Below are 26,496 nucleotides of genomic sequence, written 5' to 3' on the forward strand. Positions count from 1 at the left end.
CCCTAATACCCGTAGGAAGTTATCGTGGAAAGTTCAACTTTAGGCATGATCGTCCTGTCAATGATTGCGCTCTTCGGTGCTGCCGCATTTTGCTTCGAGCACCTCGCCACCCGCAGCGAGAAGAAAAACAAAACCAAATAAGCGGGGCGTCAACCTCAGCAGCACCCAGTGTTTAAAGGGATACCCGGGCGGCGGGCGATCCCTTTTTTTCGTCTGCCCGGCAGAACTTTCTCTATATGCCGTCTTAATACCGCCACGCGTAATCAGTGCCCGAACTTGATACCCCGGGGATTAACCTCCCCGCGTCCGCAGTTGCGGCTTATTTATTCAGGGGAGTTACACCGTGCTCACACTTAAGTTCATTTATATCGCCAGCGGCTTATGTGCCGTGGGGCTGTTCGCTTACTTGGGCTACGCCCTTATTCGCGCAGAGAAATTCTAGGGAGCTGGCCATGTACGACCTGATGTTTATCAGCCTTTCCCTGGTGTTTTTTGTTGCGACTGCCATGGCCATTGTCGCCATGGGCAAGATTTGAACGGAGCCACGACATGTTAAGCACGCTGTTGGAATTTGCGCTGGTCCTGGGGGTAATGACGGGGCTCGCCGTACTGATGGGCAAATGGCTGACCCGGGTCTTCACCGGGACCCGGCATGCCTTGCCGGAACGCTTTACCTATCGCCTGCTGGGCATCGACCCACAGGAAACCATGGGCTGGGCCCGCTTCGGTTCGGCGCTGTTGTTGTCGAACGCGGCGATGATGCTGCTGGGCTATCTGGTCCTGCGCCTGCAGACCTTCATGCCGATCAACCCACTGGGGCTCGCCGCGCAAACCCCGGACCTGGCGTTCAACACCGCCGCGTCCTTTATCACCAACACCAACTGGCAGGCGTACTCGGGCGAGACCAGCCTGTCGAACTTCAGCCAGATGGCGGTCATCACCTTTCTGATGTGCGTCGGCGCCACCTCCGGCGTGGTCGCGGCGGCCGGTTTTATTCGTGGCCTGAGCCGCTCCAGTTCGGGCGATATCGGCAACTTCTGGGTCGACTTCACCCGCACGCTGTACCGCGTGATGCTGCCGCTGTGCGTGGGCATGGCACTGGTGTATGTCTGGCAGGGCATGCCACAGACCTTCGCCTCCCAGGCCCTGGTCACCACCCTGGAAGGGGCGCAGCAACAGTTGATTGTCGGCGCAGTGGCCAGCTTTGAATCGATCAAGCACATCGGCACCAACGGCGGTGGCTTCTTCAGCATGAACGCCGCGCACCCGTTTGAAAACCCGACGCCGCTGACCAACATCCTGCATATCCTGAGCATGTTGCTGATCCCTTCGGCGCTGACCTACACCTTCGGCAGCATGCTGCTGCAACGCCGTCAGGGCTGGGTGTTTTTCGGCACCTTCCTGGTGATGTTCATCGGCTTCCTCGCCCTGGTCTACGGCGCCGAGCAAAACGGCAACCCACTGCTGACCCAGGCCGGCGCCAACCAGACCCTGTCCCTGGAACACAGTGGCGGCAACATGGAGGGCAAGGAACTGCGCTTCGGTATCGCCGACAGCAGCCTGTTCATTGCCACCACCACGGCGGCGACCACCGGTTCAGTCAACACCATGCATGACTCGCTGACCCCCATGGGCGGTTTCGTGCCCCTGGCGCAGATGATGCTCAACTGCGTGTTCGGCGGCGACGGCGTGGGCTTTATCAACCTGATCCAGTACGCCCTGCTGACGGTGTTCCTGGTGGGCATGATGATCGGTCGCAGCCCGGAGTTCCTCGGCAAGAAAATCGAGGCGCGGGAGATCAAGCTGGTGATGCTCTCGGTGCTCGCGCACCCCATCAGCATCCTCGGCTTCACCGCCCTCGCCGCCCTGTGGCCCGACACCATGGCCAGCCTCAACAACCTCGGCCCCCATGGGTTCAGCGAGGTGTTGTACGCCTACACCTCCGGCACCGCCAACAACGGCTCGGCCTTTGCCGGCTTGAACGCCAACACGCCGTTTTTCAACACCACCATCGGCCTGGCGATGTTGATCGGGCGCTTCTTCACCATGCTGCCGATGCTGGCCGTGGCCGGCTCCCTGGCGCTGAAAAAAACCGTGCCGGCCGGTGCCGGGACCATTCCTACCGCAACCCCGCTGTTCATGCTGCTGGTGGTGTTCGTGGTGCTGGTGGTCGGCGGCCTGACCTTTTTGCCGGCGCTCGCGCTCGGCCCGCTGGTGGAGCAACTGCAGTTGCTGTCCGGCCACACGTACAACTGAGGACACGTAGATGACAACTCAATCGATCTTCAAGGGGCTGTTGCGCCCGGTGCTGGTGTCGGCGGTATTTTTCATGCTGTTGACGGGGTTCGCCTACCCGGCGTTCACCACCGTGACCGCACAGCTGATGTTCCCGTTCCAGGCCCGCGGCTCGCTGATTGAACGCGATGGCCTGGTCATGGGCTCGACCCTGATCGGCCAGCACTTCACCCGGCCGCAATACTTCCATGGCCGCCCGAGCATGACCCTGGGCGCCGACCCGCAAGACCCGGGCAAAAGCGTGTCGCAGCCGTACAACGCCGGTTCCAGCGGCGCCAGCAACCTGGGGCCGACCAGCCAGAAGCTGGTGGACCAGGTGGCCGCCCGCGTGCAGGCCTATCGCCTGGCCAATGGCCTGGCCGCCGACGCCCAGGTGCCGGTGGACGCGGTCACCGCCTCCGCCTCGGGCCTCGACCCGCATATCTCGGTGGCCAATGCGCGCCTGCAACTGCCACGGGTCGCGCGCCTGCGGCAGATCCCCGAAGCCGAGCTGCTGCAACTGGTCAGCCAGCACACCAGCGCGCGCACCCTCGGCCTGCTCGGCGAGCCCCGGGTCAATGTGCTGCAACTCAACCTGGCGCTGGACGCCCGCCTGCCATCACCGCCTATTGCGGCCAGTGAGTAAGAGATTGCCCTCATGAAAAATGCTCGTTTACCTCTGTTTGATCGCGCCATCGTGCTCACCGCGTGTGGGGATGCGCTGAAGAAACTGCTACCCCAGGCGCAATGGAAAAACCCAGTGATGTTCGTGGTCTACCTGGGCAGCCTCCTCACCACCCTGTTGTGGTTCCAGTCCCTGGGCGGCCAGGGTGAAGCGCCCAGCGGTTTTATCCTCAGCATCACCTTGTGGCTGTGGTTCACCGTGCTGTTCGCCAACTTCGCCGAGGCCCTGGCCGAAGGCCGCAGCCGCGCCCAGGCCGCCAGCCTGCGCGGGATGAAACGCCAGACCCTGGCCAAGCTGCTGCAACAACCCAAGCACGGCGCGGCCTGGCTGCCGACCGAAGCGACGCTGCTGCGCAAGGATCAGGTGGTGCTGGTCGAGGCCGGCGACCTGGTGCCGCTCGACGGCATCGTGATCGAGGGCGTGGCGTCGGTGGATGAAAGCGCGATCACCGGCGAATCGGCACCGGTCATTCGCGAGGCCGGCGGCGATTTTTCCTCGGTCACCGGCGGCACGCGTGTGCTGTCGGACTGGCTGGTGGTGCGCATCAGCGTCAACCCCGGCGAGGCGTTCCTCGATCGCATGATCTCGATGGTCGAATCGGCCAAGCGGCAGAAAACCCCGAACGAAGTGGCCCTGACCATCCTGCTGGTGGGCCTGACCCTGTTGTTCCTGCTGGTGATCGCCACGCTGAGCCCGTACTCGATCTTCGCCGTGCTCATGAGCGGCAGCGGCAGCGTGGTCAGCGCCACGGTGCTGGTGGCCTTGCTGGTCTGCCTGATCCCCACCACCATCGGCGGCCTGCTCTCGGCCATCGGCGTGGCGGGCATGAGCCGGATGATGTCGGCCAATGTCATCGCCACTTCCGGGCGGGCGGTGGAGGCAGCAGGTGACGTCGATGTGTTGCTGCTGGACAAGACCGGCACCATCACCCTGGGCAATCGTCAGGCCAGCAGCTTTTGGCCGGCGCCGGGGATCAAAGAGGCCGACGTGGCGGATGCCGCGCAATTGGCCTCCCTGGCCGATGAAACCCCGGAAGGCCGCAGTATTGTGGTGCTGGCCAAGCAGAAGTTCGACATTCGCGCGCGGGACATCAACCAACTGGGCGCCAGCTTTGTGCACTTCACCGCGCAAACCCGTATGAGCGGCGTCGACCTGCCCGCAGGCCGGGCGATTCGCAAGGGGGCGGCGGACGCGATCCGCCGCCATATCGAGGCCTTGGGCGGTAGTTTTCCGGCGGCCTTGCAGGCCAAGGTCGATGAAGTCTCGCGGCGCGGCAGCACGCCGCTGGTGGTCAGCGACGGCGCCACGGCGCTGGGCGTGGTGGAACTCAAGGACGTGGTCAAGGGCGGCATCAAGGAGCGCTTCGCCGAGCTGCGGCGCATGGGCATCAAGACCGTGATGATCACCGGCGACAACCGCCTGACCGCTGCGGCCATTGCGGTGGAGGCCGGGGTAGATGACTTCCTCGCCGAAGCCCGCCCGGAAGACAAGCTGCAATTGATCCGCGACTACCAGGCCCAGGGCAAGCTGGTGGCCATGACCGGCGACGGCACCAACGACGCGCCGGCGCTGGCCCAGGCCGACGTGGCGGTGGCGATGAACAGCGGCACCCAAGCCGCCAAGGAGGCCGGCAATATGGTCGACCTCGACAGCAACCCGACCAAGCTGATCGAAGTGGTTGAAGTCGGCAAGCAGATGCTGATGACCCGCGGCGCCCTCACCACCTTCAGCGTGGCGAATGACGTGGCCAAGTATTTTGCAATCATCCCGGCGGCGTTTGTCGCGACCTACCCCCAGCTCGGCGCGTTGAACGTGATGCAACTGAGCAGCCCCAACTCGGCGATTCTCAGCGCGGTGATTTTTAACGCGCTGATCATTGTCGCGCTGATTCCCCTGGCCCTGCGCGGCGTGACTTACCGTGCAATCGGCGCGGCGGCCCTGCTCAACCGCAACCTGCTGATCTATGGCTTGGGCGGGGTGTTGGTGCCGTTTGCCGGGATCAAGTTGATCGACATGCTCTTGACCGCAGTGGGCCTGGTGTAACGACTCAACCCCAATGTGGGGGCGGGCTCGCCCGCGATAGCGCTGTGACTGATTCACCGCTATCGCGGGCAAGCCCCACACATTTGAACCCCATTGACCAGGAATGACATGCCCGCCTTACACAACGAACGCCCCGACCCCGACGCCCTGCTGGCCCGGGTCCAACAAGAAGAACAGGCCGCCTTGCGCGGCAAATTGCGTATCTACTTTGGCTCCAACGCCGGGGTGGGCAAGACCTGCGCGATGCTCGAAGCGGCGCGCCGCGAAGCCAGCCTGGGCCGCGACGTGCTGGCCGGCGTGGTGGAAACCCATGGCCGCCAGGACACCGCCGAGCGGCTCCACGGCCTCGAACAACTGCCCCGCGCCCAGCACCTGCACCGTGAGTTCGCCCTCAGCGAATTTGACCTCGACGCCGCCCTCTTGCGCCATCCTGCCGTGTTACTGGTGGACGAACTGGCCCACAGCAACGTGCCCGGCTCGCGTCACCCCAAACGCTGGCAAGACGTGGAAGAACTGCTCAGCGCCGGCATCGACGTGTGGACCACCCTCAACGTCCAGCACCTGGAAAGCCTCAATGACCTGGTCAGCGGGATCATCGGCATACGGGTGCGTGAAACCGTGCCAGACCATGTGTTCGACAACGCCCACGAAGTGGTAGTGATCGACCTGCCGCCCGACGATCTGTTGCAACGCCTCAAGGACGGCAAGGTGTACCTGGGCCCGGCGGCGGCGCGTGCGTCACAGCATTTTTTCCGCAAGGGCAACCTGCTGGCGCTGCGCGAGCTGGCCCTGCGGCGCACGGCCGACCGGGTCGATACGCAGATGCGCGTGTACCGCCGCGAGCAGTCGATCAAGACCCTGTGGCCGGCCCGCGAACGGTTGTTGGTCGGCATCGCCGGGGATGCCGGCGATGAACGCCTGGTGCGTGAAGCGGCGCGCCTGGCGCAAAAGCTGGAAGCCGACTGGATTGTGGTGCATGTGGCCTCGGCCCAGGGGCGCGGCGCCAGGCACTACCTGGGCGCGATGAAAACCCTGGCCCTGGCCGAGGAGTTCGGCGCCGACACCGCCACACTGCCGGGCATGGACGTTGCCGAAGCCCTCGCGGCCTGCGCCCGTGAACACAACGCCAGTCGCCTGATGCTCGGCCATCATCCGCGCCGCCGGTGGCGGTTCTGGCATCAGTCGGTCAGCGACCGGATCAGCCGCCATCACCCGCAAATCGACCAGATTGTGATTGCCCATGGCCTGCTGCCGGGCAAACCCGCCGTGCGCGAAAACACCACGCCACTGCCCGGCACTCGCCTGGCGTACGTCTGGACCAGCCTGGCCTGCTTCGCCACCAGCGCCGTCGCCGCCCTGCTGCTGCAGGTGTTCGACCTGGCCAACGTGGTCATGCTGTTTTTGCTCACGGTGGTGCTGGTAGCGCTGCGCTTTGGACGCGGCCCCGGCGTGTGGGCGGCGATGCTCGCGGTGCTGTGTCTCGACTTCTTTTTCGTCCAGCCGCGCTATTCCTTCACGGTCAACGACACTCAGTACTTCTTCACCTTTGCCTTGATGCTCGGCATCGCCCTGATCACCGGCCAACTCACCGCACGCCTGCGTCACGAAGCGCGCACCGCCGCCGCACGGGAACGCCGCGCCACCTCCCTGGCGCGCCTGGCCCGCGACCTGTCGGCGGCGCTGACCGTGGAGCAGATCAGCGAGGTCGCGCTGCGCACCTTCAGCGGCGTCTTCGAGGCCCGGGTGGGCCTGGCCCTGCCGGACGCCGCCGATGGCGTCCACAGTGTGAGCGCCGGTGGGCTGCCGATCGACGACAGCATCGCCCAGTGGACCTACGACCACGGCCACCCCGCCGGCCACGGCACCGATACGCTGTCGGCGGCCAAGGGCAGCTACTGGCCGCTCAAGGCGCCGATGCGCGTGCGCGGCGTGCTGGTGCTGGAACTGGCCCAGCGCGATCGCCTGCACGACCCGCAGGAACGCCGCCTGCTGGAGGCCTGCATGAGCCAGCTGGCAATTGCCCTGGAGCGCGTGCATTTCGTCGAAGTGGCGCAAAGCACCCTGGTGCAGATGGAAGGCGAAAAAATGCGCAACACCCTGCTCGCAGCCATTTCCCACGACCTGCGCACGCCGCTGACCACCCTGATCGGCGCCGCCGACACCGCCCTGCCCCACGCCCCGCCGGGGCCACTGAGCGAGTTGCTGCAGGGCATCCACGAACAGGCCACCTCCATGCAGCGGCTGATCGAAAACCTGCTGGATATGGCGCGCCTGCAAGAACACGGTGTGCGCCTGAACCGCCAATGGCACTCGCTGGAAGAAATCGTCGGCAGCGCCCTGCGCCAATTGCGCGAACCACTGGCGCAACACCGCGTACACACCACGCTCGACGCGCAGTTGCCGCTGGTGGACGTCGACGCGCTGCTGATCGAACGGGTGCTGGTCAACCTGCTGGACAACGCCGCCAAGTACACCCCGCCGGGCACCACCATCAGCGTGGCCGCCAGCCTGGCCGGCGAGCACATTGTGCTTGAGGTCAGCGACACCGGCCCCGGTAGCGCGCCAGCCAATCTGTTCGAGCCCTTCACCCGCGGCCAGCAGGAATCGTCGGTGGCCGGCATCGGCCTGGGCCTGGCGCTGGCCAAACGCATCGTCGAGGCCCACGGCGGGCGTATCGCAGCCAACCCCGGCTGCGCGGGCGGCATGCATTTCACCATCACGCTACCGGCAGGCACCCCACCGGCCATGGAACCCTTATGAACACTGCACGCATTCTGATCGTTGAAGACGAGGCCAACATCCGCCGCTTTGTGCGCATTGCCCTGCAAGATGAAGGCTTTCATGTGTTCGAGGCCGACAGCGTGAAACGGGCGCTGATCCATGCCGCCAGCCGCCAGCCCGACCTAGTGATCGTCGACCTCGGCTTGCCGGACAGCGATGGCAAACAATTGATCCGCGAACTGCGCGGTTGGCTCGCGGTGCCGATCCTGGTGCTGTCGGCCCGTGACCGTGAAGAAGAAAAAGTCGCGGCCCTGGACGCCGGTGCCGATGACTACCTGACCAAGCCATTCGGCGTGCCCGAGTTGCTCGCCCGCATCCGCGCCCAACTGCGCCGGCATGGACACACCGGCACCGTGATGGCGACCAGCAAGGTGGCGTTTGGCGAGATTGCCGTCGACCTGGCGACCCATGAAGTGTGGCGCTCAGGCCTGCCGGTACACCTGACCCCCATCGAGTACCGCTTGCTCTGCGCGATGATTCGCGGCCAGAGCCGCGTACTGACCCACCGGCAACTGCTGCTGGAAGTGTGGGGCCTGGATTACGTCGACCGCGCCCACTATCTACGGGTGCATATGGCGCATCTGCGGCAAAAACTGGAGGTGGACCCGGCGCAGCCGCAGTACTTTATTACCGAGTTGCAGGTGGGCTACCGGTTGGTGGGGTTGTGAGCAAGCCCCCGACATACCGAAACTGCTCTCTGACCCAGGATTGAATAGGGTCTGACTGTTGATAGGCGTGCCACTGCATCATCTCGTTAAGAGGAGGGATAGGGACTGGACATTCAAAAATACGAAGCGGCCAGCGCTGGGCTGCCCATTGTGCTAACCGGGTCGGTAGTGTGCCGATTCGCCCGGTACCCACTACGTATTGAGGTATCTGCGTGAACGTAGAAACCCAGGTCTCGATACGCCGGGACAGGTTATGCTCCTGGAGAAAAGACTCGTCCAAAGCTTTGATACGGCCTACTCCCCACTGAGCGACTACATGCCCCAGGCTCAAATACTCTTCAAGACTTAGAGTTGCGCCGAGCTTCCGGTTTTCATCCCAAACGACACAAGAAAATGTATCAGTGAAGAGCATTTCCGAAGGATGCTCGTCGCTGATCGCCTTATCAGACGTGATGAGAAAATCTATCTCTGCGCTGTCGATTTCTTCTAAATACCGGGATGAAAATGGACGTATATCAAATGCAATACTGGGCGCTTGTTCATAAATATGCGCTAAAACCACTGGCATAAAGATCGAAGCGACATAGTCCGAACATGTAACCGAAAGCCGACGGGCAACCGTTGCTAGGTTTATATCGGACGGCGACGCAGAGATAACAGCCTGCATGCGTAACAACAGGTCGCGCACGGGAGCCTGCAATGACAGGGCAAAGGGTGTAGGCACCATTGTTTTGCCCACCTGCGTCAAAATTTCATCGTTGAAATACTCACGCAGCCGTGCCAGCGCATTGCTCATGGCAGGGCGGCTTAAGAACAGTCGGTCGCCAGCGCGCGTTATGCTCTTCTCTGCTAACAACGCATCAAGACAGACCAGATTATTAAGATCGAATTTATTAAGACGCATTTTTTATTGGGCTCGATCATTGATACGCCTCGTAGGCAATTTCACACTAGCGCAACAATGGTTATTCCGCAAATCGAGCAAGGCTGTTCGGAACGCTCACTACCCCGTATACATATTCAGGTCTCAACCGCCCCGCACAACCAGACCCAAGTCAGCGCCAGTGAACCATTGGCAAACCGGCAACAGGAGAGATGAAAGTAGGGATAGTCGTCCCCTTAAGGCTACCGACATAAACCGTTTTGAGATCCGGCCCACCAAACGTAATACTGGCCATCCAAGGCGAGACCGTTCCTCCACATGCCGCAAGCGTTTCAAAAGATAGCGCCTGGCCAGACTGGAATTCGCGCTCGAACTGCTCGACAGCAGGGTCTTCGCCGTCATCAAATAGGGTCTTCAAATCCCCTTCGGGTGTAATTGCGATAAGCCTGTCAGAGAGACACATCGCCCCCCAAAGGTTTCCATAGGCATCAAAGGTAATACCGTCAATCAAGCCTCGCCCTAAATCGCTCGGACCAAATACTTCCCTCCCGGAAAGTGTTCCGTCAGGCGCAACTTTTAAGCGGCTAACGTGATTCGCAGTGGTTTCAGCGACATAAAGGTACTCTTCGTTCGCATCCAGGCAGATTTCGTTGGTGAAGGCAAAACCCTCAGCAACAACCCGCAGCCCATTGCCATCTATTAAGGCGATATATCCATCAGCAAGATCTTTACGGACCGCATCGCTCCACGGATTGGTACGAGTAGAAACGGTCAACCAGATCCGATCTTTTGAGTCACGCATCACATAGTTGACCTTACCGAGTGGCTTTCCATCGATCGTGTCGTGCAGTACACGCGAACGCCCGTCTCTGGTCATGAGTTCCAGGGTGTCAGTACCAAAGTTTGCGATCAGAAAGTCGCCATGGCTTGTGAAGGCAAGTCCGTTGGGCAACGTTCCAGAAAGCAGGCTCGACTTGATATCTGCCTTGAGGTCAAAGTGAGAACTCTGCCGCTGAACAAGCAGGTGTTGATCGCCGCTGGGATCAATGCGCATGACACCTCCCCGAGCGTCGGCACTCCAAAGCGTGCCGTCGGGCTCAGCGAGGATACATTCCGGCCTTCTCAGGTCATGTCCAACGTGCTTAATGTCGGCGCGGTTAAGCACCCAGCCGTCAAGAGGGTTTTTCCCACGCGTCATGTTCTCACCCCGCTAGCCCCTAGCTCAGTGAAGGTTTCCGCGATCCAATCAACGATATAGTCGCGTACGTTCGTCATATTGTCTGCGCTGCAATGTTCAATGCCGCCTTCACGACGAGTGAAGAATTTGAGCTCCCGTTTAGGACTATTAACCGCGCCGTCATATTGTTGATGGGCATACTCGCTGGGGATCTGACGGTCCGCCTCACCATGAACGACAAGGAACGGCACAGTGATTTTGTCGATGACGGGTGCCAAGGTAATGCCTTCAGAAAAGGCCATGAACTCATCAAGGTTTGGCTTGCCCCAAACCCACTGCACATGATCCCAATAATGCGGTACCGGCCGGTCGCCTTCACGTGCCAGACGGCGCTTTTGCAATTCCCCCCAGTTAAAGTTCGCGCCCCACGCCACACAAAGCTTGAAACGCTTTTCCATCGCGACAGCCCGAGGTGAGTAGTACCCCCCAAGCGACCAGGCGCACATACCAATATTGCCGCTGTCGACATCGTTTTGCTGCTCAAGGTAGTCAATCACTGCGCCGGCCCATACTTCCGCTTCAATCAGCGCTGTCAGACCATTCAAACGCAAGGCTTCGCCGGTACCCGGTTGATCAATCGCAATGCTCGAAATTCCACGGTTGGCGAGCGCATCCTGGATGCCGCTGCCGTAGATCATTTCCTTGAAGCTATCCAGGCCGTTCGCAAGCACCACACAGGGGGCCGGGCCCTGACTGTTCCTGGCCTTGACTAACAAACCGGCCAGTGTCTTACCACGGTACGGAATATCAACGCGCTGACAGTTGGCCCCGCTGAGTTGAATATGCCGGGCGAAGCAGTCCAGACCTTTTTTGTAGGCTTCTTTTCGCGGCTCGAAGGTTGGGTGAGTCACCCGCTCGCCCGTGATGTAATACACGGCGGCACGAGCGAGTTTGGTCCCCGCACTCAGCTTTCTCCCGGCGGCCAGGTCGTCCTCGGCAAGCGAATAAAGGCGGTCCCCAAGGTCGCGCCATGCCATGAAGAACTCTTCTGCGCCACTATCATCTGTACGTTGGGACGGCTCAATCAAAGGTCGGCAGACCTCATCAATCTCACCCGTATTCCCGCCCGTACCTAAAGCGATATTGACTGATAAGTTCCAGACGTAATTAGTTGGAAAATACTCGACCATTTCAGTTCCTCACAAATTGACGGCATCGCGCCCCTTGAGGGCAAGCATCGTGCGTGCTTCATCGGGTGTTGCTACTTCGAGCGACAGTTCACTCAGAATGCGGCGTACCTTGCGCACCTGGTCGGCATTGCTCACGGCGAGTTCGCCTTTACCAAGAAACACACTGTCTTCAAGACCTACGCGCACGTTCCCCCCCATGACTGCGGACATCGCAGCGAGAGGCATTTGGTGGCGGCCAGCTCCCAGGACAGAAAAACGATAGTTCTCGCGCCCGAACAGTCGATCAGCCGTGGTGCGCATCAACGAAAGGTTTTCTGGATCAGGCCCCATTCCACCCAGGACGCCATAAATCGACTGAATAAAGAACGGTGGTTTGATCAACCCCTCATTCAAGAAAAAAGCCAGGTTGTAAAGATGACTAATGTCATAGCACTCAAACTCGAATCGAGTGCCACACTCCTCACCCAACTTCAACATGATGTGCTTGATATCTTTGAACGTATTTTTGAAAACTTTATCTTCAAAAGCTTCGAGATACGGTTTTTCCCAGCTAAAGCGGAAATCTGTTATTTTTTTTGCGAGAGGGTGTAATGAAAAATTCATCGACCCCATGTTCAACGAACACAGTTCAGGCTTGATTTGCAAAGCATAGGCAAGACGTTCTTCAAGCGACATTCCCATACTGCCGCCCGTCGTTATATTAATCACGGCATTGGTTGCTTGTGCAATGCGCGGGACGAACTGAGAGAATACTTTCGGATCCGGTGTCGGCCGTCCATCCTGAGGGTCACGAGCATGCAGGTGCAATATCGCAGCACCAGCCTCTGCCGCTTCAATCGCATGCTCTACAATTTCATCTGGCGTAATGGGTAAGTAACGAGACATAGTCGGTACATGAGCCGACCCAGTAATCGCACAAGTAATAATGACTTTACTCATCTAATAAATTACCTTTTAGTTAGTGGCTTTAACTGACTCACGAAGTCAGATCGGTTGCATTAGTGTTGTATAAGTACTGTTCATAAGTGCACCGACATCACCATGAGGTTGCCCATTCCACTGAGCCATCTCCCACTCTCCAAGGCGAACACTCACGTCATAGACAAGTTTTGCCCTTGGCGCCCGGCGTTGTTCAAACATCGTCAAAGCCAATTCGACGTTTTGGCCATTAGTGGCTAATACTTCGGCAAGAAGAACCGAATCTTCGATCGCCATTCCCGCACCTTCGGCAAGGTGTGGAGTGCTTGAGTGCGCCGCATCACCAATCAGCACGACTCGCCCCTTGTGCCAAGGTTCAGGGAGCATCACAACTTCCATCGGGCGATAGACCACGTCATTCGCATCGACAATCTGTTCGGACAGCTGCTTCACGATGCCGCCGTACTCTGCAAGGCGTTCTTTAAGCAAGGTGTGAAGCTGATCGGTAGGGTGTTTCGGATTACCGGGCTCAGGTGTGGCAACAAAGAGGTACATGAGCGTTTCAGAGATCGGTACAAGGCCTGCCTTGCTTTTCCCGCCAAAAAAGAGCATTCCCCAGTCGAGATCGCGAGGGCGCTCAAAGTTATGACGCCAAACGCCCTGGCCGGTGAAGCTTGGCTTAGACATATCCCCGAATATCTGTTGACGCAGTTTTGAATAGGCCCCATCCGCCCCAATAATCAGGTCGTATCGCCCTTCGGTTCCATCGCTGAAAATGGCGTCAACACCTTCGAGATCTTCTACCCATGAGCTGAGCGTAACCCCCAGGCGAACTAAAGTGCCTTGTCCCAGGGTCGTTTCCGTAAGGATCTTATGAAGGGCGGGCCGACGAATCCCATTGACAGGCGGGTAGTCCGGCCCAAGAACATTATGACTACCGGCTTCGCCGAGCAGGTTTCCTTGAGCGTCACAGAAGCGCCACCCCTGAAAGCCACGACCGTTCTGAATACAGGCGTCGCCCAATCCAATCTCGTGTAGAGCACGTAGCACGTTTGAGGGTTGGATGATCCCGACACCATAAACAGACCAATTTGGATCACGTTCTATTACGTCGGCCTCAATCCCTTTTCGACGAAGTGCAATAGCAGCGGTCAGACCACCGATGCCACCGCCAACAATCAGGACTTTGCGAATTGCCAATTTAGTCACCTGTTATTGTTAGAATTATTATTTTCTGAACGTGTCTACTTTATCTTCGGGATCTTTCCATCGGTCAAATAACGGAACTCCCAGGCCGGGGCTTCCACTAAAAAGGGGGGAATGTCTTGAACCCAGTGGGAATAAGCAAAGAGTGGTATCGGCCACTCTCTCGGCACCCATGTGTCATCCACATAGTCGGCATCGGTGCCGTACTCGATCTCGCCACCGGCCGGACACGGCAGGTAACAGAACAACGCCGAGTCGATTCGGTGACGACCCAATCCAAAGTGAGACTTAGGCCAGCCGGCGCGCTCCATGTTATTCACGCCGATCATTAATTCATCCAGATCGCAAACACCAAAATTGGCGTGATGGAAACGCAATTGTCCATCCATTCCAGGCGTTGGCATGGAGGCATTCATGGCAAGCAATGAATGATGGTTATTAGTGCCGTCCGCTCGCAAGTAGACACCGACATTATGTTGATAATCAGATAACTTGAAACCCAGACGCTCTTGGAAGAAGGCAGTTTCTTGCAAAAAATCAGGCACCGCAAAAACGATATGATTAATAGTTTTTGGTATAGCTTGAGTTCGCCAAGGCCGTGGAGTATTTAAGCGACAGACCATCCCGGGGGCGTTGGTCGGTGCTGGAGCGTTCACAATCGGTTTCTTTGTAAACTGACGAAGACCAAAAGCAAGGCCACCATCCGTGAAAAACCGAGCGGTGCCGTCACTGTCGACGCTCACTTCACGATCTTGACTCAGGCTCTGAACCAGTGCAGTTAATGCTTGCTGCGTATCAACACCCCAGATCACTTCGCGCACACCAAAACCTACTTGTTTGGAGTTAGGAATACGAGAGTCATTAATTGATCTAACATATACACTTGAACCCTCAGCCAGCTCAAAAACAGCTTCGGTTTCATCGCTGCGCTTCAGTGCCAAACCAAAATCTTTCAAGTATTGGGTACACAGAGCAATATCATCGACACCATACACAAGACTTTCAATCCCAATGATCGACATAAATAAACCTCCAGTTACTTCCACCTTGATCGACTAGGACGATTTTTGTATATCGGATTATGGAAGAGTAAAAAACCAGAGAAAAGTTCTTTCCGCAAACGTTCAGGGTTCACACAATGAACTCGCAACAGGAAACCATATTTTCGCTCTGATAGCAGCATGCTATTTTTCATTTTTCACTTGAGGCGCGGACAACAGGAAGTATGCCAAAGCCGGCAGCAGTATCAGCGCACCCAGCATATTTAAAAGAAACATGAAGGCGAGAAGAACCCCCATATCTGCCTGAAATTTTATCGGGGAAAATACCCAGAAAAAGACAGCGGCAGAAAGAGTGATACCAGTCAACATCACCACCTTGCCGGTAAAAAGTAGAGCACCGTAGTAAGATTCAGAAAGCCCCAGACCAGCGCGATGATTCTTTAACAACACACTCATAACGTATAGCGCATAGTCAACGCCGATACCGACACCTAACGCGATAACTGGAAGAGTGGCCACCTTGATCCCGATACCCAGCCATACCATCAATGCTTCGCATAACACGGATGTCAGCATCAAAGGCAAAATAGCACATAGTGTTGCACGCCAACTTCGGAAGGTTATCAGGCAGAGTAGCGCAACAGCCGCATATACCCAGATCAGCATTTCACGATTAGCGTCCCTTACAACTTGATTCGTGGCTGCCTCAAACCCTGCACTGCCTGCAGCCAGCAAAAACTGCACTTCAGTTGTGGCGTTATCTCTCGAAAAATCCGTTACTAAATTGGTAACGCCTTCAAGCGTATTCGCTTTATGGTCAGACAAATAGATAAATACGGAAAGGAGGCTGCAGCGTTGGTTAAATAAATCGCGCGAGGCATTCGTAGCAATTGAATTCAGCATCGCTTGATTCTGCGACAGATCAAACCACTTGGGGTTACCTTCATTCATTCCAACCAGCCCGGCCCGACTGAGCTGAGCGAGTGATCTCGTCGACTCCACGCCTGGGAGATCACGAAGCCTCCATACCAGGTCATCTACCTTTGCCTGGGTTTTATAAAGGGCGCATTGATTTTCTGGCGTTTTCACCATAACGATCATTACGTCGCTACTGGCCGCATAATTTTCCGTTATATACGCGTTATCAAGGTTGTAGCGTGAGTTGGCCCGAAGCTCTGGGGCCCCGGGTTCAAGGTCACCAATCTTCACATGCAAACTTACGTAAAAACCGAAAACCGCCAAACCGAGTGCGCCGCACACGGTAGCCGTTGCCCATCCACGCTGGGTAAAACGATCCAAGAAAAGCCAAACTCTATGTCGATCTTCTTTCACGAGCCCCACTGCGCCGCTCTGCATACTTTTGGCCGCGGCTGCAGGACTAACACCGACATACGACAACAAAATCGGCAGCAAAACCAAATTCGTGAAGATCAACATTCCCACGCCAATACTGGCCACCAAAGCAAGATCTTGGATAACTTCAATCTTGATAATCGACAGAACAGCGAAGCCGACGGCGTCACAGAGAAGCGCTGTCAGCCCGGTAAGGAACAGACGGCGGAATGTAAGGCGTGCAGCTATTAGTTTGTGCGCACCCCGCCCAATATCCTGCATGATGCCATTCATTTTTTGTGCACCATGACTTATGCCAATAGCAAAAACAAGGAACGGCACAAGAATCGAATAAGGGTCGAGCCCTAGTCCAAAGAGAGGGAGAAGCCCCAATTGCCACACAATAGCGATGAGTGAGCAGAACAAAACCAGAAATGTACTTCTAGCGCAGCGTGTGTACCAAAGAAGTACCGCCCCGATAATAAATACGGCCAGAACAAAAAATATGATGATTTTCTGTAATCCAGAGATGAGGTCGCCCACCACCTTGGCAAATCCAATGATGTGTAGCTCGACGCCCCGCTGGGAATACTTATCACGTAGCGTTTCGAGCCTTTGCGATAAGGCTTGGTAATCGATGGTAAGTCCTGTCTCGGTATCCAGATTAAGTAAAGGAACATAGATAACGCTTGAGCGGCCATCTAAAGCAACCAACTTACCTATTTCACCTGAACGTTCGACGTTACTTTTTACGACATTCAAGGATTGGGCATCACCACTATAGTCATCAGGAATCACTGCTCCCCCGTCAAGCCCGTCTTCAGTAACGGCCATCCACCGAGTCGATGGTGTCCATAAGGAGCGCATGAAAGGGCGATCAATTCCAGGTATCAGGAATACTTCATCGTTGATTTGCTTGAGGGTCTCCAGGTAAGTCGATTCGTATATAAAGCCGCGCGTATTTTCAACGGCAATTCGCAAAGAGTTTCCTTGTCCCCCCAACTCATCCCTATTGCTCAGGTAGTTTTGAACATACGGATGATCATAAGGAATCATTTTTTCAAAATTTGCGTTTATTTCAAGATGCCGTAATTGCCCTGACAGAATGACGGTGACAAAAAAACAGAGGAGCAACACTAAGCCTCGCCGATTGAACAACAGTCTTTCCACCAGACTACCGGATCTTTTGTCAAACGACTGTGGATCAGAAAAATCAAGCGGATCAGTCGATTCAGAGAGCTTCATGGCCTGCCCCTCCAGTGGATATTTCTTTATCGACCGTTATTCTTTTTATACCCGAGGCACCGACAATTACAAATGCGCCTTCAGAGTCGATAACAAATGCCGAAAGAGGTAAATCCGCATTTTGTACTGGCGTAAGCGTATTCCCTACCAGCCTTGTAAGACGGCCATTTAAATCGGCAAAGTAGATTCTTCCACGATCATCTTTCTCACTGTCAATCAGAGTGCCAATCTGCCCAGTATCGAGCCTGGTCCAAGATCCCCCTTGATTAACAGTTAGTACAAGGATCCCTTGTAGTCCGGCCGCTAGAATCTTGCCCTGGTTGTCCACCTGCAGAGTAAAAAAACTACTGCCAACGTCGGTTTTCAACTTGAGAAATGTCCTGCCTTGATCAAGCGAACGTGCAAGATAGCCTTGTTCTCCGGCAAGGTAGATGGCATCACCGGCTTGAGCAATGGCATAGAGATGAGACTCTTGAGGGTTCTCGACGTGGGCCATCCAAACCTGCCAAGTGTCCCCTCCGTCGTCTGAGCGCAATACCATCCCATAGGCGCCCACCACTAGAATTTTGTTGGTCCCAAAAAACAGAATGTCAAACAGCGGATCGCTTGCCTCACTTTTATCGAGACGTTGCGCGTATAGCTCAAGCTCAGATGCTTTGTGGCCTAGCTGCGAATCAGAGCTGATCCTTGCCGCAGCTTCTCTGGTCAGTTCTGCAACCTGTGCGCCCTGCAGTACAGTTCTCCAGGTCTGCCCCCCATCACTTGTCTTGAGGATGGTACCGCCATGACCGAGCGCGAAGCCTTCTCTGTCATCGAAGAATCTAACGGCTGTAAGGGTGTTGGTAACACCTCCCTCAACAGATTGCCAATGTTTGCCATTATCTTCGGATAGCAGCACTTTTCCGTGTTCGCCGACTGCAACCAATCGATTACCGGCTTTACTAACAGAAGTGAGATAAGTGGAGACATCCTCAAATCTGACGGCAAAGACATTTTGGGAAAGCGACAGGAGGCCTAGCAGCCCAACGGCACATAACAACTTATTCATTTCTTCTCCGACCATGAAAGTTACCGTGCCAAATTATCCGGCGCAGCTGAAGTTCAGCGAACACCCTCACTGGCGAGCGAGTCAGGCGAGAAGAACGAGTCGGGCCAAGGTTTATGGAACGTGATTTGGTCTTCATAGCTGTTAAAAACATTGTTAGCAAACCAGTTCCCCGTCTGCAGGTCGTAGACGCCAAAGCTTGAGTTCACGACCCCGGGAAGCTCAGGGGCTACGATATTCAGCATATAAGCTGTTTTCCAAAGTTTTCCCTTGGCATCCCAGTTATCAGCAAGCACAGCTTGCCAAGTGTCTTCGTCGAGATAGAACTTGCGCTTTGGCATCACATGCCGGTTGCCGGGGATAAGCTCTGCTTCTACGACCCACACGCGATGTAGCTCCCATCGTACGTAGTCGGGATTCAGAAAGTTGGCACCGAGAACATCCGAATCTTTAGTGGGTTGCAGGTTTTTATTATTGTTATAGGGAACGTACAACTCTTGTTTACCGATAAGTTTCCAGGAGTATCGGTTCATCGGCCCTTCAAATATATAAACCTCGTCATAATTCATCTGCCCGGATGTGACAAATGACGGAGTGTCATAAGCCGCATTCGGTAGTTTCCTCGTCCGCCGCTGACCGGTCAGGTATTGCCAAGTCGGGCGCCCGTTGGCCAGGGGATCCAGTGGATCAAACCCCAGAATCGATTGTCCTGCCTGAAGTGGAGGCGCTGTCGGCAATAGCTTGATCTTCCGATAGATGCCATTAAACGTGTCACGGCCGTCTTTTATATAGTACGGAAACTGGTAATACGCGGTGTTTGTTGAAGTGAGCGAGGTGCGTCCGGTAGACGTTCCGTTATAAGCACTAAATTCCGACGTATAGGCCTCACCTTGCCAGCGGAGCATGTGGTTCCACATTGCTTCGTTACCATTGGCTGGAATCGGAAACGGGACGCCGCCGTAGGCACCCTGCACCGCCGCCCCCTCTTTCAAGACTTTGGCTTCTTGAGCGTTTCGATAGGTATTGTCATACACCCATTGCGGAGCGGCTGCGGTTCGATGAGTAGGGTAAACATCAATACGATAATCAGGGTACTTGGCAAACATTGCCTGCTGCCCCTCGATCAGCCGGTTCGCATGTTCTTTATAATTATTAGCTGTAATACTTAAAATTGGTTTTTCAGCCGCAAACGGGTCACTGCGCTTACCGTTGGGCCTATAGTTGCGGTCAACCGTGGTGTAGCCACCTTCCCATTTTGGAATAGTGCCATCAGTATTGCCCGCCCGCTCTGCACCGAAGGGTGTCAGTTCAGACTTTAATCTATTTGCTTCATCTACCGTGTTCGAGGCAATCGCTGTGTTTGCAAAAACCAATGCCGCGCCAGCCATAAATAGGAAACGAGAAAATTTCATATAAATACTCCGAATCAAGCCGTACGTTAAAAGGCACGCTGAATGGAAATAGAGATAAAATCACGGTCGCGATAGGCATTATTTTTCGTACTGGCGCTGCCATAAAAATGCGAGTAGTTAATCAGCCCGTTCCATTTATTCTCATAAACCCCGCGCAGTCCAATGCTCAGATCACCACCGCCATCCGCGTTGTAGTTGTTAAATGCGGGATCAATAGGTGATTTGCCATGGGTATACCCCATGCCGACCGGGACAAACAAATCCAGACCGGGCGCTGCTTGGTAATAACTCGGCTCTAATACGAAGCGCATCCCGATGGCGCTATTGGTGAAGTCCTCACTATCAAACTGCTCTTTGTTACGCGTCACAGACAGCAGTCGATGCCAGGCTAACTCGCCGACGAAAGTCGCCGACTCCCAAATGGGGGTTCGAGGGACGAGATAAATGGTTGACAATTGCGCATGTAGCGTGCGGCCTTCGGCATGACGGCTACGGTCGTTATCATCCAACGCAACGAATACGGGGGTGTTTTTTCGCAACGGCATGTCATAGCGCGTGGAAAGCTCGCCGGCGAAATTGGCTTCGCCTACGCTGGAGCTGAAGCTCGCGCCGAACATTTTGACACCCTCAGAATATACCTCAGTAAATTCGCCCACTTGCCCGGGTTGCTGTAAAAACCCCCTCCCTTGATAGGCATATATCTGCGGCAACCGATTGTTAAAACGCAAGGCATAGAAACCATATTCTGTATTGCCGTCTCCTGGACGCATAGTCAATGAGAGCCCAAACTGCCCGGACTTACTGGCCTCTCGACTCTTGCCCCGGTACAGCGCGATGTTTCCCTGTGCATCACCGATGAAGGGCGACTGCCCAACAATGATCTTCTCGTTCCCTTCCCCAATAACATCCGACACACTGAAGTAACTACCCACAGGGGGAAGCCGAGTCTTTTCCCAATCCAGTTGGTAGAACGCAGCCATGCTGACCGTGTCCGAGAACTGAAACTGGGCTGAGAGTTGGTTGATCGGCCTGAACAACTCTGCCGCTCGAGTGTTAGGTACCGACAGAGCTTTCACCACATCGATTGGCGCCTGTCCGTAAGCAATACCATTTGTGGGAAAGAATAGGCTCTGCCCCCACAGAAGGGTATGTTTGCCGAGCCTGAATGAGGCCCGGTGGCCGTCGATGTCCGTGGAGCCGTATACAAATGCGTCAAGCAGTTCGCCTTTTCGGCCGGCTATTTTTCTAGTGTCGCTGCTGAACTCATCATACTGGCCGTTATGGTTTACGGTCACCGGAGAGTCGTTGTCATTACTTTGGTTATAGGCCTCGTCATACCAAGTCGCGCCGCTCACGCGAAAACCCAGGTTTTGGTAACTCAAACCCAGTTCAGAGAATAGGTCGACCCTATTGGAGATAAGACCTTTATCGAAATTTCGGTTGCCATCATCGGCATTTGGCTCGGCTATAAGACTACGGTCTTTATCCGACACTCGGAACGCACTACTGTACTTCAACGTATTGTCAAAATACCCATTTATGTCGGAATCTTTTAACTTAAATGGAAAAGCATCCACGAATGGAGCATATAAGGGAAGGATAAAAAGTAAAGGGGCGGCCATGCCGATTTGGCGTCTATTATTGTTTTCCGTACGCATGGAGGATCTCTCGATTATTTTTATTTTATTTATCGATCTATAGCTTTATTACGAAATAACGTTCCTTTTCATTGAACTATAAGGATGCACGCTCGCAGATCATCACCTTCTAACAGCTTTGAGGCCCTCCTTTTTTGTGAGATCGATCATGAGGTAGCCAATAACTGGAGAAAAGTTTGTTGTGCAGACGTCTATGGTTCATACCATCAACACATAGAACAAGCGCGCAGGGAACGTAAGGCAGTGGTTATCCCAGCCTTAGTGGAGTGAAACGAAGATTGTCCCAGAAGCCGCGTGCAGGCCAATGAGTACAGAGATATTTGCCGTCAGCGAAAAGCTGTACTGCATCGAACTAGCGAGGTCACGCAGGAAAGTATCTTAGAGAGGCTCTTCATGGAACCCTGAAAACGAAAAAAGCGGCTCAAGGCCGCTGTTTCCGTGACTTCCAGGTGCTTAGTAGCACCTTATTGGAAGCAAATATGGCGCAGCGGACGGGACTCGAACCCGCGACCCCCGGCGTGACAGGCCGGTATTCTAACCGACTGAACTACCGCTGCGCGTAGCATTGGACGTAATGGTGGGTGATGACGGGATCGAACCGCCGACCCTCTGCTTGTAAGGCAGATGCTCTCCCAGCTGAGCTAATCACCCTTTACGTTCGGTGCGGGGCGCATCATATACGAAAATTTTGCAATGTGTTGATTTAAATGCAATTTATTTGAAATATCTTGGCCACGACCGCCCGCCCCCTTGAAAACCGGCGTTTGCAGCAGCTAAACGCGAGTCTCTTGCGTTTGCCCAACCCTGGTCCCACAATTAGAAATTATTCTCAATAACACCTGGGCCACGCCGATGTCTGTGGGTGAACCGCCATTCCAACGGGAAATAACCCAGCTCTACAGCGAGCATCATGGCTGGCTGTTCACCTGGCTGCGGCGCAAGTTGGGTTGTCGGCAGAATGCGGCCGACCTGGCACAGGACACTTTCGCCCGCATCCTGCACACCCGTGAGTCGGTGGCGACGATCCGCGAACCCCGGGCCTACTTGAGCACCACCGCGCGCCGCCTGATTATCGACCAGGCCCGACGCAAGCAAATTGAACAGGCCTACCTGCAAGAGCTGGCGCTGACGATCGATGCCCTGGAGGGGTTCCAGTCACCGGAGCAGATCCACACCACCCTCGAAGCCCTGGAACAGATCGCCTTTATCCTTGAAGGCATGCATGAGTATTCGCGCCAGGCGTTTGTGCTCTATTACCTTGAAGAGCTGACCCAAGTGCAGATCGCCCGGCAACTCAAGCTCTCGGAACGCACGGTGCGCAAATACCTGATCCAGGCCCTGGTGCATTGCGGCCACAGTATGGACACCTGAGCCACCCATGCCCGACGCCCGCCAACAGATCGAAGAACAAGCCGCCGAATGGATGCTGCGCCTGCATGAAGGCGAGCTGAGCGAAGCGCAGCGCCTGGCGTTCGAGTGCTGGAAACAACAAGGCCCCCACTACGCCGCAGCCGCCGCACGCATGGAAGCGGTGATTTCGCGGATGCAGGCCCTGCGCGGGAAAAAATCCCCGGCGCGGGCGGCGCTGAATGCAGCGTTCGCCGAGAAAAAAGCGCGGCGCGGCAAACGTGCGCTACGCAGCCTGTTGCTGGCGGGCAGCCTGGCCTTGCCGGCGGCGGCGCTGCTGTTGAGCCCTTACCCACAACAATGGATGGCCGATGTGCGCAATGGCCCCGACCAGTGGCAAACCCTGCGCCTGGCAGACGGCTCGGCGCTGAGCCTCAATGGCATCAGCGCGGCCAACTTGCATTTCGACGCCACGCAGCGGCGCATCGACCTGCTACAAGGCGAAATCCTGGTGCAAGTGGCCCACGATCAGGCACGGCCATTTATCGTACAGACCGCCCACGGCAGCCTGCGCGCACTGGGCACGCGGTTTGTGGTCAAGCGCGAGGGCGATAGCACCGTGCTGACCATGCTCGAATCCCGCGTGGCTGCCCATAGCGCCGATGCCCGGCAGACCCTGGAGGTCGCCGCCGGCTCCCAGGCCCTGATCAGCACCGACAGCGTACGCCTGACCGGCAGCATAGACCCGGCCAGCATCAACGAAGCCTGGCGCCGCCACCAACTGGTGGTGGAAAACCGGCCATTGCCCGAAGTGCTGGATGAAATCGCCCGGCATCGCACAGGCCGCCTGCAATTTGATCGTGCCGCGCTACAGGGCCTGCGAGTGTCGGCGGTAATCCCCCTGGATGACAGCGACCACGCCCTGCAACTGCTGGCGCAGGCCCTGCCGATAAAACTGCGCGCCTTTACCCCGTGGCTGATCGTGGTCAACCCCGACCCCACACCCAAAAAATAATTATTCGCATTGGCTTCCGGTTTTTGCGCAGTTGCCCGTCAAGCAAGGTAATTCGACACCGAAAGGATTGCCTTGACCATGCACACCCCTTCCTCCCCCCGTGGACGCTTTGGCCTACTGAGAAGCGCGCCGTTTTCCCTGGCCATGCTCGCCGTCACCGTTGGCGCCTTGCACAGCAGCCCGGCCCAGGCGGATATGGCCAGCACCGTTGCCCAGGCTTACAACATTCCTGCCGGGCCTCTGGGCAGTTCGCTCAACCGCTTTGCCCAGCAGGCCGGCGTGGCGCTTGTGTTCCAGTCCCGCGAGCTGGAAGGCCTCGCTGGCCCTGGCCTGCAAGGCAACTACGGGATCCAGGACGGCTTCGACCGGTTGTTGCACGGCAGCGGCTACGTCGCGGTCAAAAGCAACCAGGGGTATGCGCTGCAACCCGCGCCCACCGCCAGTAACGGCACCCTGGAGCTGGGCCCGACCCAAGTCAGCGGCAACCAGTTGGGTAACGTCACCGAAGACAGCGGCTCCTACACCCCCGGCAGCATCGCCACCGCCACACGCCTGGTGCTGACGCCCAAGGAAACCCCGCAATCGGTCAGTGTTGTTACGCGCCAGCACATGGATGACTTCGGCCTGAACACCGTCGACGATGTGATGCGCCATACCCCGGGCATCACCGTGTCGGCCTTCGACAGCGAGCGCAGCAACTACTACGCCCGGGGTTTTTCGATCAATAACTTCCAGTACGACGGCATTCCCTCGACGGCGCGCAACGTCGCCTATTCGGCGGGCAACACCCTGAGCGACATGGCGATCTATGACCGCGTCGAAGTGCTCAAGGGCGCCACCGGCCTGCTCACCGGCGCCGGTTCCCTGGGCGCGACGATCAACCTGGTGCGCAAGAAACCCACCGCCGATTTCCAGGGGCATGCCACCCTCGGCGCCGGCTCCTGGGACAACTATCGCAGCGAACTGGACGTCAGCGGCCCGCTGACCGAGAGCGGCACTGTGCGCGGCCGGGCAGTCGCGGCCTACCAGGACAAGCACTCGTTCATGGACCACTACTCGCGCAAGAGCCCGACGTACTACGGCATCATGGAGTTCGACCTGTCGCCGGACACCCTGCTGACTGTCGGCGGCGATTACCAGGATACGTTGCCCAAGGGCTCTTCCTGGTCAGGCAGCTTCCCGCTGATCAACTCCAAGGGTGAACGTAACAAGGTCAAGCGCTCGTTCAACAACGCCGCCGACTGGAGCAGCTGGGAGCAATACACCCGCACCGTGTTCGCCATGCTCGAACATGACCTGGGCAACGGCTGGGTGACCAAGCTGCAACTGGACCACAAGATCAACGGCTACCACGCACTGATGGGCTCGATCCAGGGCGACCAGCCGCAGCCGGACGGCACCGCACAACTCACCTCGGGCAAATACACCGGGGAAACGGTCAGCGACTCGGCGGACTTGTACGTGAGTGGCCCATTCAGCCTCGGCGGCCGGGAACATGAACTGGTGCTGGGCGGCTCCATCAGTGCCTCCGAATGGAAAGGCAAAGGCTATTGGAACCTCAGCCCGAACATCGTCGATTTCAATAACTGGCACGGCCACGCCACCCTCCCGGACTGGGGCAATGCCCAATCCCTGACCGACGACACCGTACGCCAGACCGGCGCCTATGTGACCACGCGCCTGAACCTGGCCGATGACCTCAAGCTGCTGCTCGGTGGTCGCGTGGTCAACTACCAGGTCACCGGCTACAACCCCAATTACCGCGAGTCCGGGCGCTTTGTGCCGTATGTCGGCGCGGTCTACGACTTGAACGACACCTACTCGGTGTACGCCAGCTACACCGATATCTTCATGCCCCAGGAAAACTACAACCGCGATCGGGACAACAAGCTGCTTGAGCCGGATGAAGGGCAGAACTGGGAGCTGGGGGTGAAAGCCGACTTCCTCGACGGCCGGGTGAACGCCAGCGCGGCGTACTTTGAAATCCATGAATCCAATCGCGCGCTGTCGGATGACGCCTACAACAATCAGACGCCGATCCCATCCAACTATGCCTATAAGAGCAGCAAGGCCGTGACCAAGGGCTACGAAGTGGAGATGTCCGGCGAGATCGCCCCCGGCTGGCAGCTCCAGGCCGGCTACACCCACAAGATCGTGCGCGATGACAAGGACGTGAAGATCTCCACGTTCGAGCCTGAAGACCAGGTCAAGCTGTACACCACCTACAAACTCAAGGGCGAGCTCGACAAGTTGACCGTCGGCGGCGGCGTGCGCTGGCAGAGTGTGGGTTGGCAGGATATCTACAACACCCCGCATAACGGGTATGAAGAGTTTTCCCAGCAAGCCTACTGGCTGGTGGACCTGATGACCCGTTACCAGGTCACCAAAAATCTGTCGGCGACACTGAACGTCAACAACATCTTCGACAAGTCCTACTACACCAATATCGGCTTCTATAACTCGGCGGCCTACGGTGAACCGCGTAACTTCATGGTCACCACGCGCTGGGATTTCTAAGCGCCCCATAAAAAACGCCGCCGGTCATCGGAAATGATCGGCGGCGTTTTTTATGGCCAGGGATTTTCACAAACCCCAGACAGCAAAAAGCCCGCTCGA

General features: G+C 56.7%; 19 protein-coding genes and 2 tRNA genes. 9 read left to right on the forward strand and 12 right to left on the reverse strand.

Annotation, left to right across the window (positions count from 1 at the left end):
- Positions 1-343: 343 nt before the first annotated feature.
- The 6 genes from kdpF (at position 344) to AO268_RS11545 (ending at position 8,451) form a co-directional block, all read left to right on the forward strand.
- Positions 344-442: a K(+)-transporting ATPase subunit F gene (gene kdpF, locus AO268_RS11520; RefSeq protein WP_003219423.1), complete on the forward strand. Its 99-nt coding sequence runs from the start codon at positions 344-346 to the stop codon at positions 440-442.
- 107 nt (positions 443-549) lie between these two features.
- Positions 550-2,256 carry a potassium-transporting ATPase subunit KdpA gene (kdpA, locus tag AO268_RS11525; RefSeq protein WP_099168752.1) on the forward strand — a complete coding sequence of 569 codons (1,707 nt, stop codon included), beginning with the start codon at positions 550-552 and terminating at the stop codon, positions 2,254-2,256.
- 10 nt (positions 2,257-2,266) lie between these two features.
- Positions 2,267-2,920: a K(+)-transporting ATPase subunit C gene (gene kdpC, locus AO268_RS11530; protein WP_099168753.1), complete on the forward strand. Its 654-nt coding sequence runs from the start codon at positions 2,267-2,269 to the stop codon at positions 2,918-2,920.
- A 12-nt stretch (positions 2,921-2,932) separates the two neighbouring features.
- Complete coding sequence (kdpB, locus tag AO268_RS11535) at positions 2,933-5,002, forward strand: potassium-transporting ATPase subunit KdpB (RefSeq protein ID WP_099168754.1); 2,070 nt, start codon at positions 2,933-2,935, stop codon at positions 5,000-5,002.
- 108 nt (positions 5,003-5,110) lie between these two features.
- Complete coding sequence (locus tag AO268_RS11540; protein WP_099168755.1) at positions 5,111-7,762, forward strand: sensor histidine kinase; 2,652 nt, start codon at positions 5,111-5,113, stop codon at positions 7,760-7,762.
- On the forward strand, positions 7,759-8,451 hold the full coding sequence (locus tag AO268_RS11545) for a response regulator (protein WP_099168756.1): 693 nt from the start codon (positions 7,759-7,761) through the stop codon (positions 8,449-8,451). Before AO268_RS11540 ends, AO268_RS11545 begins: the two co-directional genes overlap by 4 nt.
- Here AO268_RS11545 and AO268_RS11550 read toward each other — a convergent pair.
- The 12 genes from AO268_RS11550 to AO268_RS11605 all read right to left on the reverse strand — a co-directional run bounded on the left by AO268_RS11550 (position 8,411) and on the right by AO268_RS11605 (position 22,169).
- Complete coding sequence (locus AO268_RS11550) at positions 8,411-9,355, reverse strand: LysR family transcriptional regulator (protein WP_099168757.1); 945 nt, start codon at positions 9,353-9,355, stop codon at positions 8,411-8,413. The two genes, AO268_RS11545 and AO268_RS11550, sit on opposite strands and share 41 nt — an antisense overlap.
- Positions 9,356-9,506: 151 nt before the next feature.
- Positions 9,507-10,532: an SMP-30/gluconolactonase/LRE family protein gene (locus tag AO268_RS11555; RefSeq protein ID WP_099168758.1), complete on the reverse strand. Its 1,026-nt coding sequence runs from the start codon at positions 10,530-10,532 to the stop codon at positions 9,507-9,509.
- The gene (locus AO268_RS11560; RefSeq protein ID WP_099168759.1) at positions 10,529-11,701 is read right to left on the reverse strand and encodes an alpha/beta hydrolase family protein; all 1,173 of its coding nucleotides are present in this window, start codon (positions 11,699-11,701) and stop codon (positions 10,529-10,531) included. Before AO268_RS11560 ends, AO268_RS11555 begins: the two co-directional genes overlap by 4 nt.
- Positions 11,702-11,710: 9 nt before the next feature.
- Positions 11,711-12,640 carry a 3-keto-5-aminohexanoate cleavage protein gene (locus AO268_RS11565; RefSeq protein WP_099168760.1) on the reverse strand — a complete coding sequence of 310 codons (930 nt, stop codon included), beginning with the start codon at positions 12,638-12,640 and terminating at the stop codon, positions 11,711-11,713.
- A 45-nt stretch (positions 12,641-12,685) separates the two neighbouring features.
- Positions 12,686-13,819, reverse strand: a complete 1,134-nt coding sequence (locus tag AO268_RS11570; RefSeq protein ID WP_169901124.1) for an FAD-dependent oxidoreductase — start codon at positions 13,817-13,819, stop codon at positions 12,686-12,688.
- Positions 13,820-13,863: 44 nt separating this feature from the next.
- Positions 13,864-14,847, reverse strand: a complete 984-nt coding sequence (locus AO268_RS11575) for a VOC family protein (protein WP_099168762.1) — start codon at positions 14,845-14,847, stop codon at positions 13,864-13,866.
- Positions 14,848-15,009: 162 nt separating this feature from the next.
- Positions 15,010-17,403, reverse strand: a complete 2,394-nt coding sequence (locus tag AO268_RS11580) for an efflux RND transporter permease subunit (RefSeq protein WP_099168763.1) — start codon at positions 17,401-17,403, stop codon at positions 15,010-15,012.
- Positions 17,390-18,451, reverse strand: coding sequence for a WD40/YVTN/BNR-like repeat-containing protein (locus tag AO268_RS11585; protein ID WP_169901123.1), 1,062 nt, complete (start codon positions 18,449-18,451; stop codon positions 17,390-17,392). Before AO268_RS11585 ends, AO268_RS11580 begins: the two co-directional genes overlap by 14 nt.
- Positions 18,452-18,504: 53 nt before the next feature.
- A complete protein-coding gene (locus tag AO268_RS11590; RefSeq protein ID WP_099168765.1) occupies positions 18,505-19,860 on the reverse strand; it encodes a DUF1329 domain-containing protein in 1,356 nt (451 codons plus the stop codon).
- A 26-nt stretch (positions 19,861-19,886) separates the two neighbouring features.
- The gene (locus tag AO268_RS11595) at positions 19,887-21,518 is read right to left on the reverse strand and encodes a DUF1302 domain-containing protein (protein WP_099168766.1); all 1,632 of its coding nucleotides are present in this window, start codon (positions 21,516-21,518) and stop codon (positions 19,887-19,889) included.
- A 480-nt stretch (positions 21,519-21,998) separates the two neighbouring features.
- Positions 21,999-22,075, reverse strand: a tRNA-Asp gene (locus tag AO268_RS11600).
- A gap of 18 nt (positions 22,076-22,093) precedes the next feature.
- Positions 22,094-22,169: transfer RNA gene (locus tag AO268_RS11605), tRNA-Val, on the reverse strand.
- A gap of 201 nt (positions 22,170-22,370) precedes the next feature.
- Here AO268_RS11605 and AO268_RS11610 point away from each other — a divergent pair.
- The 3 genes from AO268_RS11610 (at position 22,371) to AO268_RS11620 (ending at position 26,397) form a co-directional block, all read left to right on the forward strand.
- Positions 22,371-22,889, forward strand: coding sequence for a sigma-70 family RNA polymerase sigma factor (locus AO268_RS11610; protein ID WP_099168767.1), 519 nt, complete (start codon positions 22,371-22,373; stop codon positions 22,887-22,889).
- A gap of 7 nt (positions 22,890-22,896) precedes the next feature.
- Positions 22,897-23,880: a FecR family protein gene (locus AO268_RS11615; protein WP_099168768.1), complete on the forward strand. Its 984-nt coding sequence runs from the start codon at positions 22,897-22,899 to the stop codon at positions 23,878-23,880.
- A 78-nt stretch (positions 23,881-23,958) separates the two neighbouring features.
- Positions 23,959-26,397, forward strand: a complete 2,439-nt coding sequence (locus AO268_RS11620) for a TonB-dependent siderophore receptor (protein ID WP_099168769.1) — start codon at positions 23,959-23,961, stop codon at positions 26,395-26,397.
- Positions 26,398-26,496 lie beyond the last annotated feature (99 nt).

The organism is Pseudomonas sp. ICMP 8385, from assembly GCF_002699915.1.
Classification (GTDB): domain Bacteria; phylum Pseudomonadota; class Gammaproteobacteria; order Pseudomonadales; family Pseudomonadaceae; genus Aquipseudomonas; species Aquipseudomonas gessardii.

What these genes read in the sequence shown, in the direction of transcription:
- kdpA (WP_099168752.1), top strand. Translation starts at nt 550, where the DNA reads ATGTTAAGCACGCTGTTGGAATTTGCGCTGGTCCTGGGGGTAATGACG.
- kdpC (WP_099168753.1), top strand. Translation starts at nt 2,267, where the DNA reads ATGACAACTCAATCGATCTTCAAGGGGCTGTTGCGCCCGGTGCTGGTG.
- kdpB (WP_099168754.1), top strand. Translation starts at nt 2,933, where the DNA reads ATGAAAAATGCTCGTTTACCTCTGTTTGATCGCGCCATCGTGCTCACC.
- AO268_RS11540 (WP_099168755.1), top strand. Translation starts at nt 5,111, where the DNA reads ATGCCCGCCTTACACAACGAACGCCCCGACCCCGACGCCCTGCTGGCC.
- AO268_RS11545 (WP_099168756.1), top strand. Translation starts at nt 7,759, where the DNA reads ATGAACACTGCACGCATTCTGATCGTTGAAGACGAGGCCAACATCCGC.
- AO268_RS11550 (WP_099168757.1), bottom strand. Translation starts at nt 9,355, where the DNA reads ATGCGTCTTAATAAATTCGATCTTAATAATCTGGTCTGTCTTGATGCG.
- AO268_RS11555 (WP_099168758.1), bottom strand. Translation starts at nt 10,532, where the DNA reads ATGACGCGTGGGAAAAACCCTCTTGACGGCTGGGTGCTTAACCGCGCC.
- AO268_RS11560 (WP_099168759.1), bottom strand. Translation starts at nt 11,701, where the DNA reads ATGGTCGAGTATTTTCCAACTAATTACGTCTGGAACTTATCAGTCAAT.
- AO268_RS11565 (WP_099168760.1), bottom strand. Translation starts at nt 12,640, where the DNA reads ATGAGTAAAGTCATTATTACTTGTGCGATTACTGGGTCGGCTCATGTA.
- AO268_RS11575 (WP_099168762.1), bottom strand. Translation starts at nt 14,847, where the DNA reads ATGTCGATCATTGGGATTGAAAGTCTTGTGTATGGTGTCGATGATATT.
- AO268_RS11580 (WP_099168763.1), bottom strand. Translation starts at nt 17,403, where the DNA reads ATGAAGCTCTCTGAATCGACTGATCCGCTTGATTTTTCTGATCCACAG.
- AO268_RS11585 (WP_169901123.1), bottom strand. Translation starts at nt 18,451, where the DNA reads ATGAATAAGTTGTTATGTGCCGTTGGGCTGCTAGGCCTCCTGTCGCTT.
- AO268_RS11590 (WP_099168765.1), bottom strand. Translation starts at nt 19,860, where the DNA reads ATGAAATTTTCTCGTTTCCTATTTATGGCTGGCGCGGCATTGGTTTTT.
- AO268_RS11595 (WP_099168766.1), bottom strand. Translation starts at nt 21,518, where the DNA reads ATGCGTACGGAAAACAATAATAGACGCCAAATCGGCATGGCCGCCCCT.
- AO268_RS11610 (WP_099168767.1), top strand. Translation starts at nt 22,371, where the DNA reads ATGTCTGTGGGTGAACCGCCATTCCAACGGGAAATAACCCAGCTCTAC.
- AO268_RS11615 (WP_099168768.1), top strand. Translation starts at nt 22,897, where the DNA reads ATGCCCGACGCCCGCCAACAGATCGAAGAACAAGCCGCCGAATGGATG.
- AO268_RS11620 (WP_099168769.1), top strand. Translation starts at nt 23,959, where the DNA reads ATGCACACCCCTTCCTCCCCCCGTGGACGCTTTGGCCTACTGAGAAGC.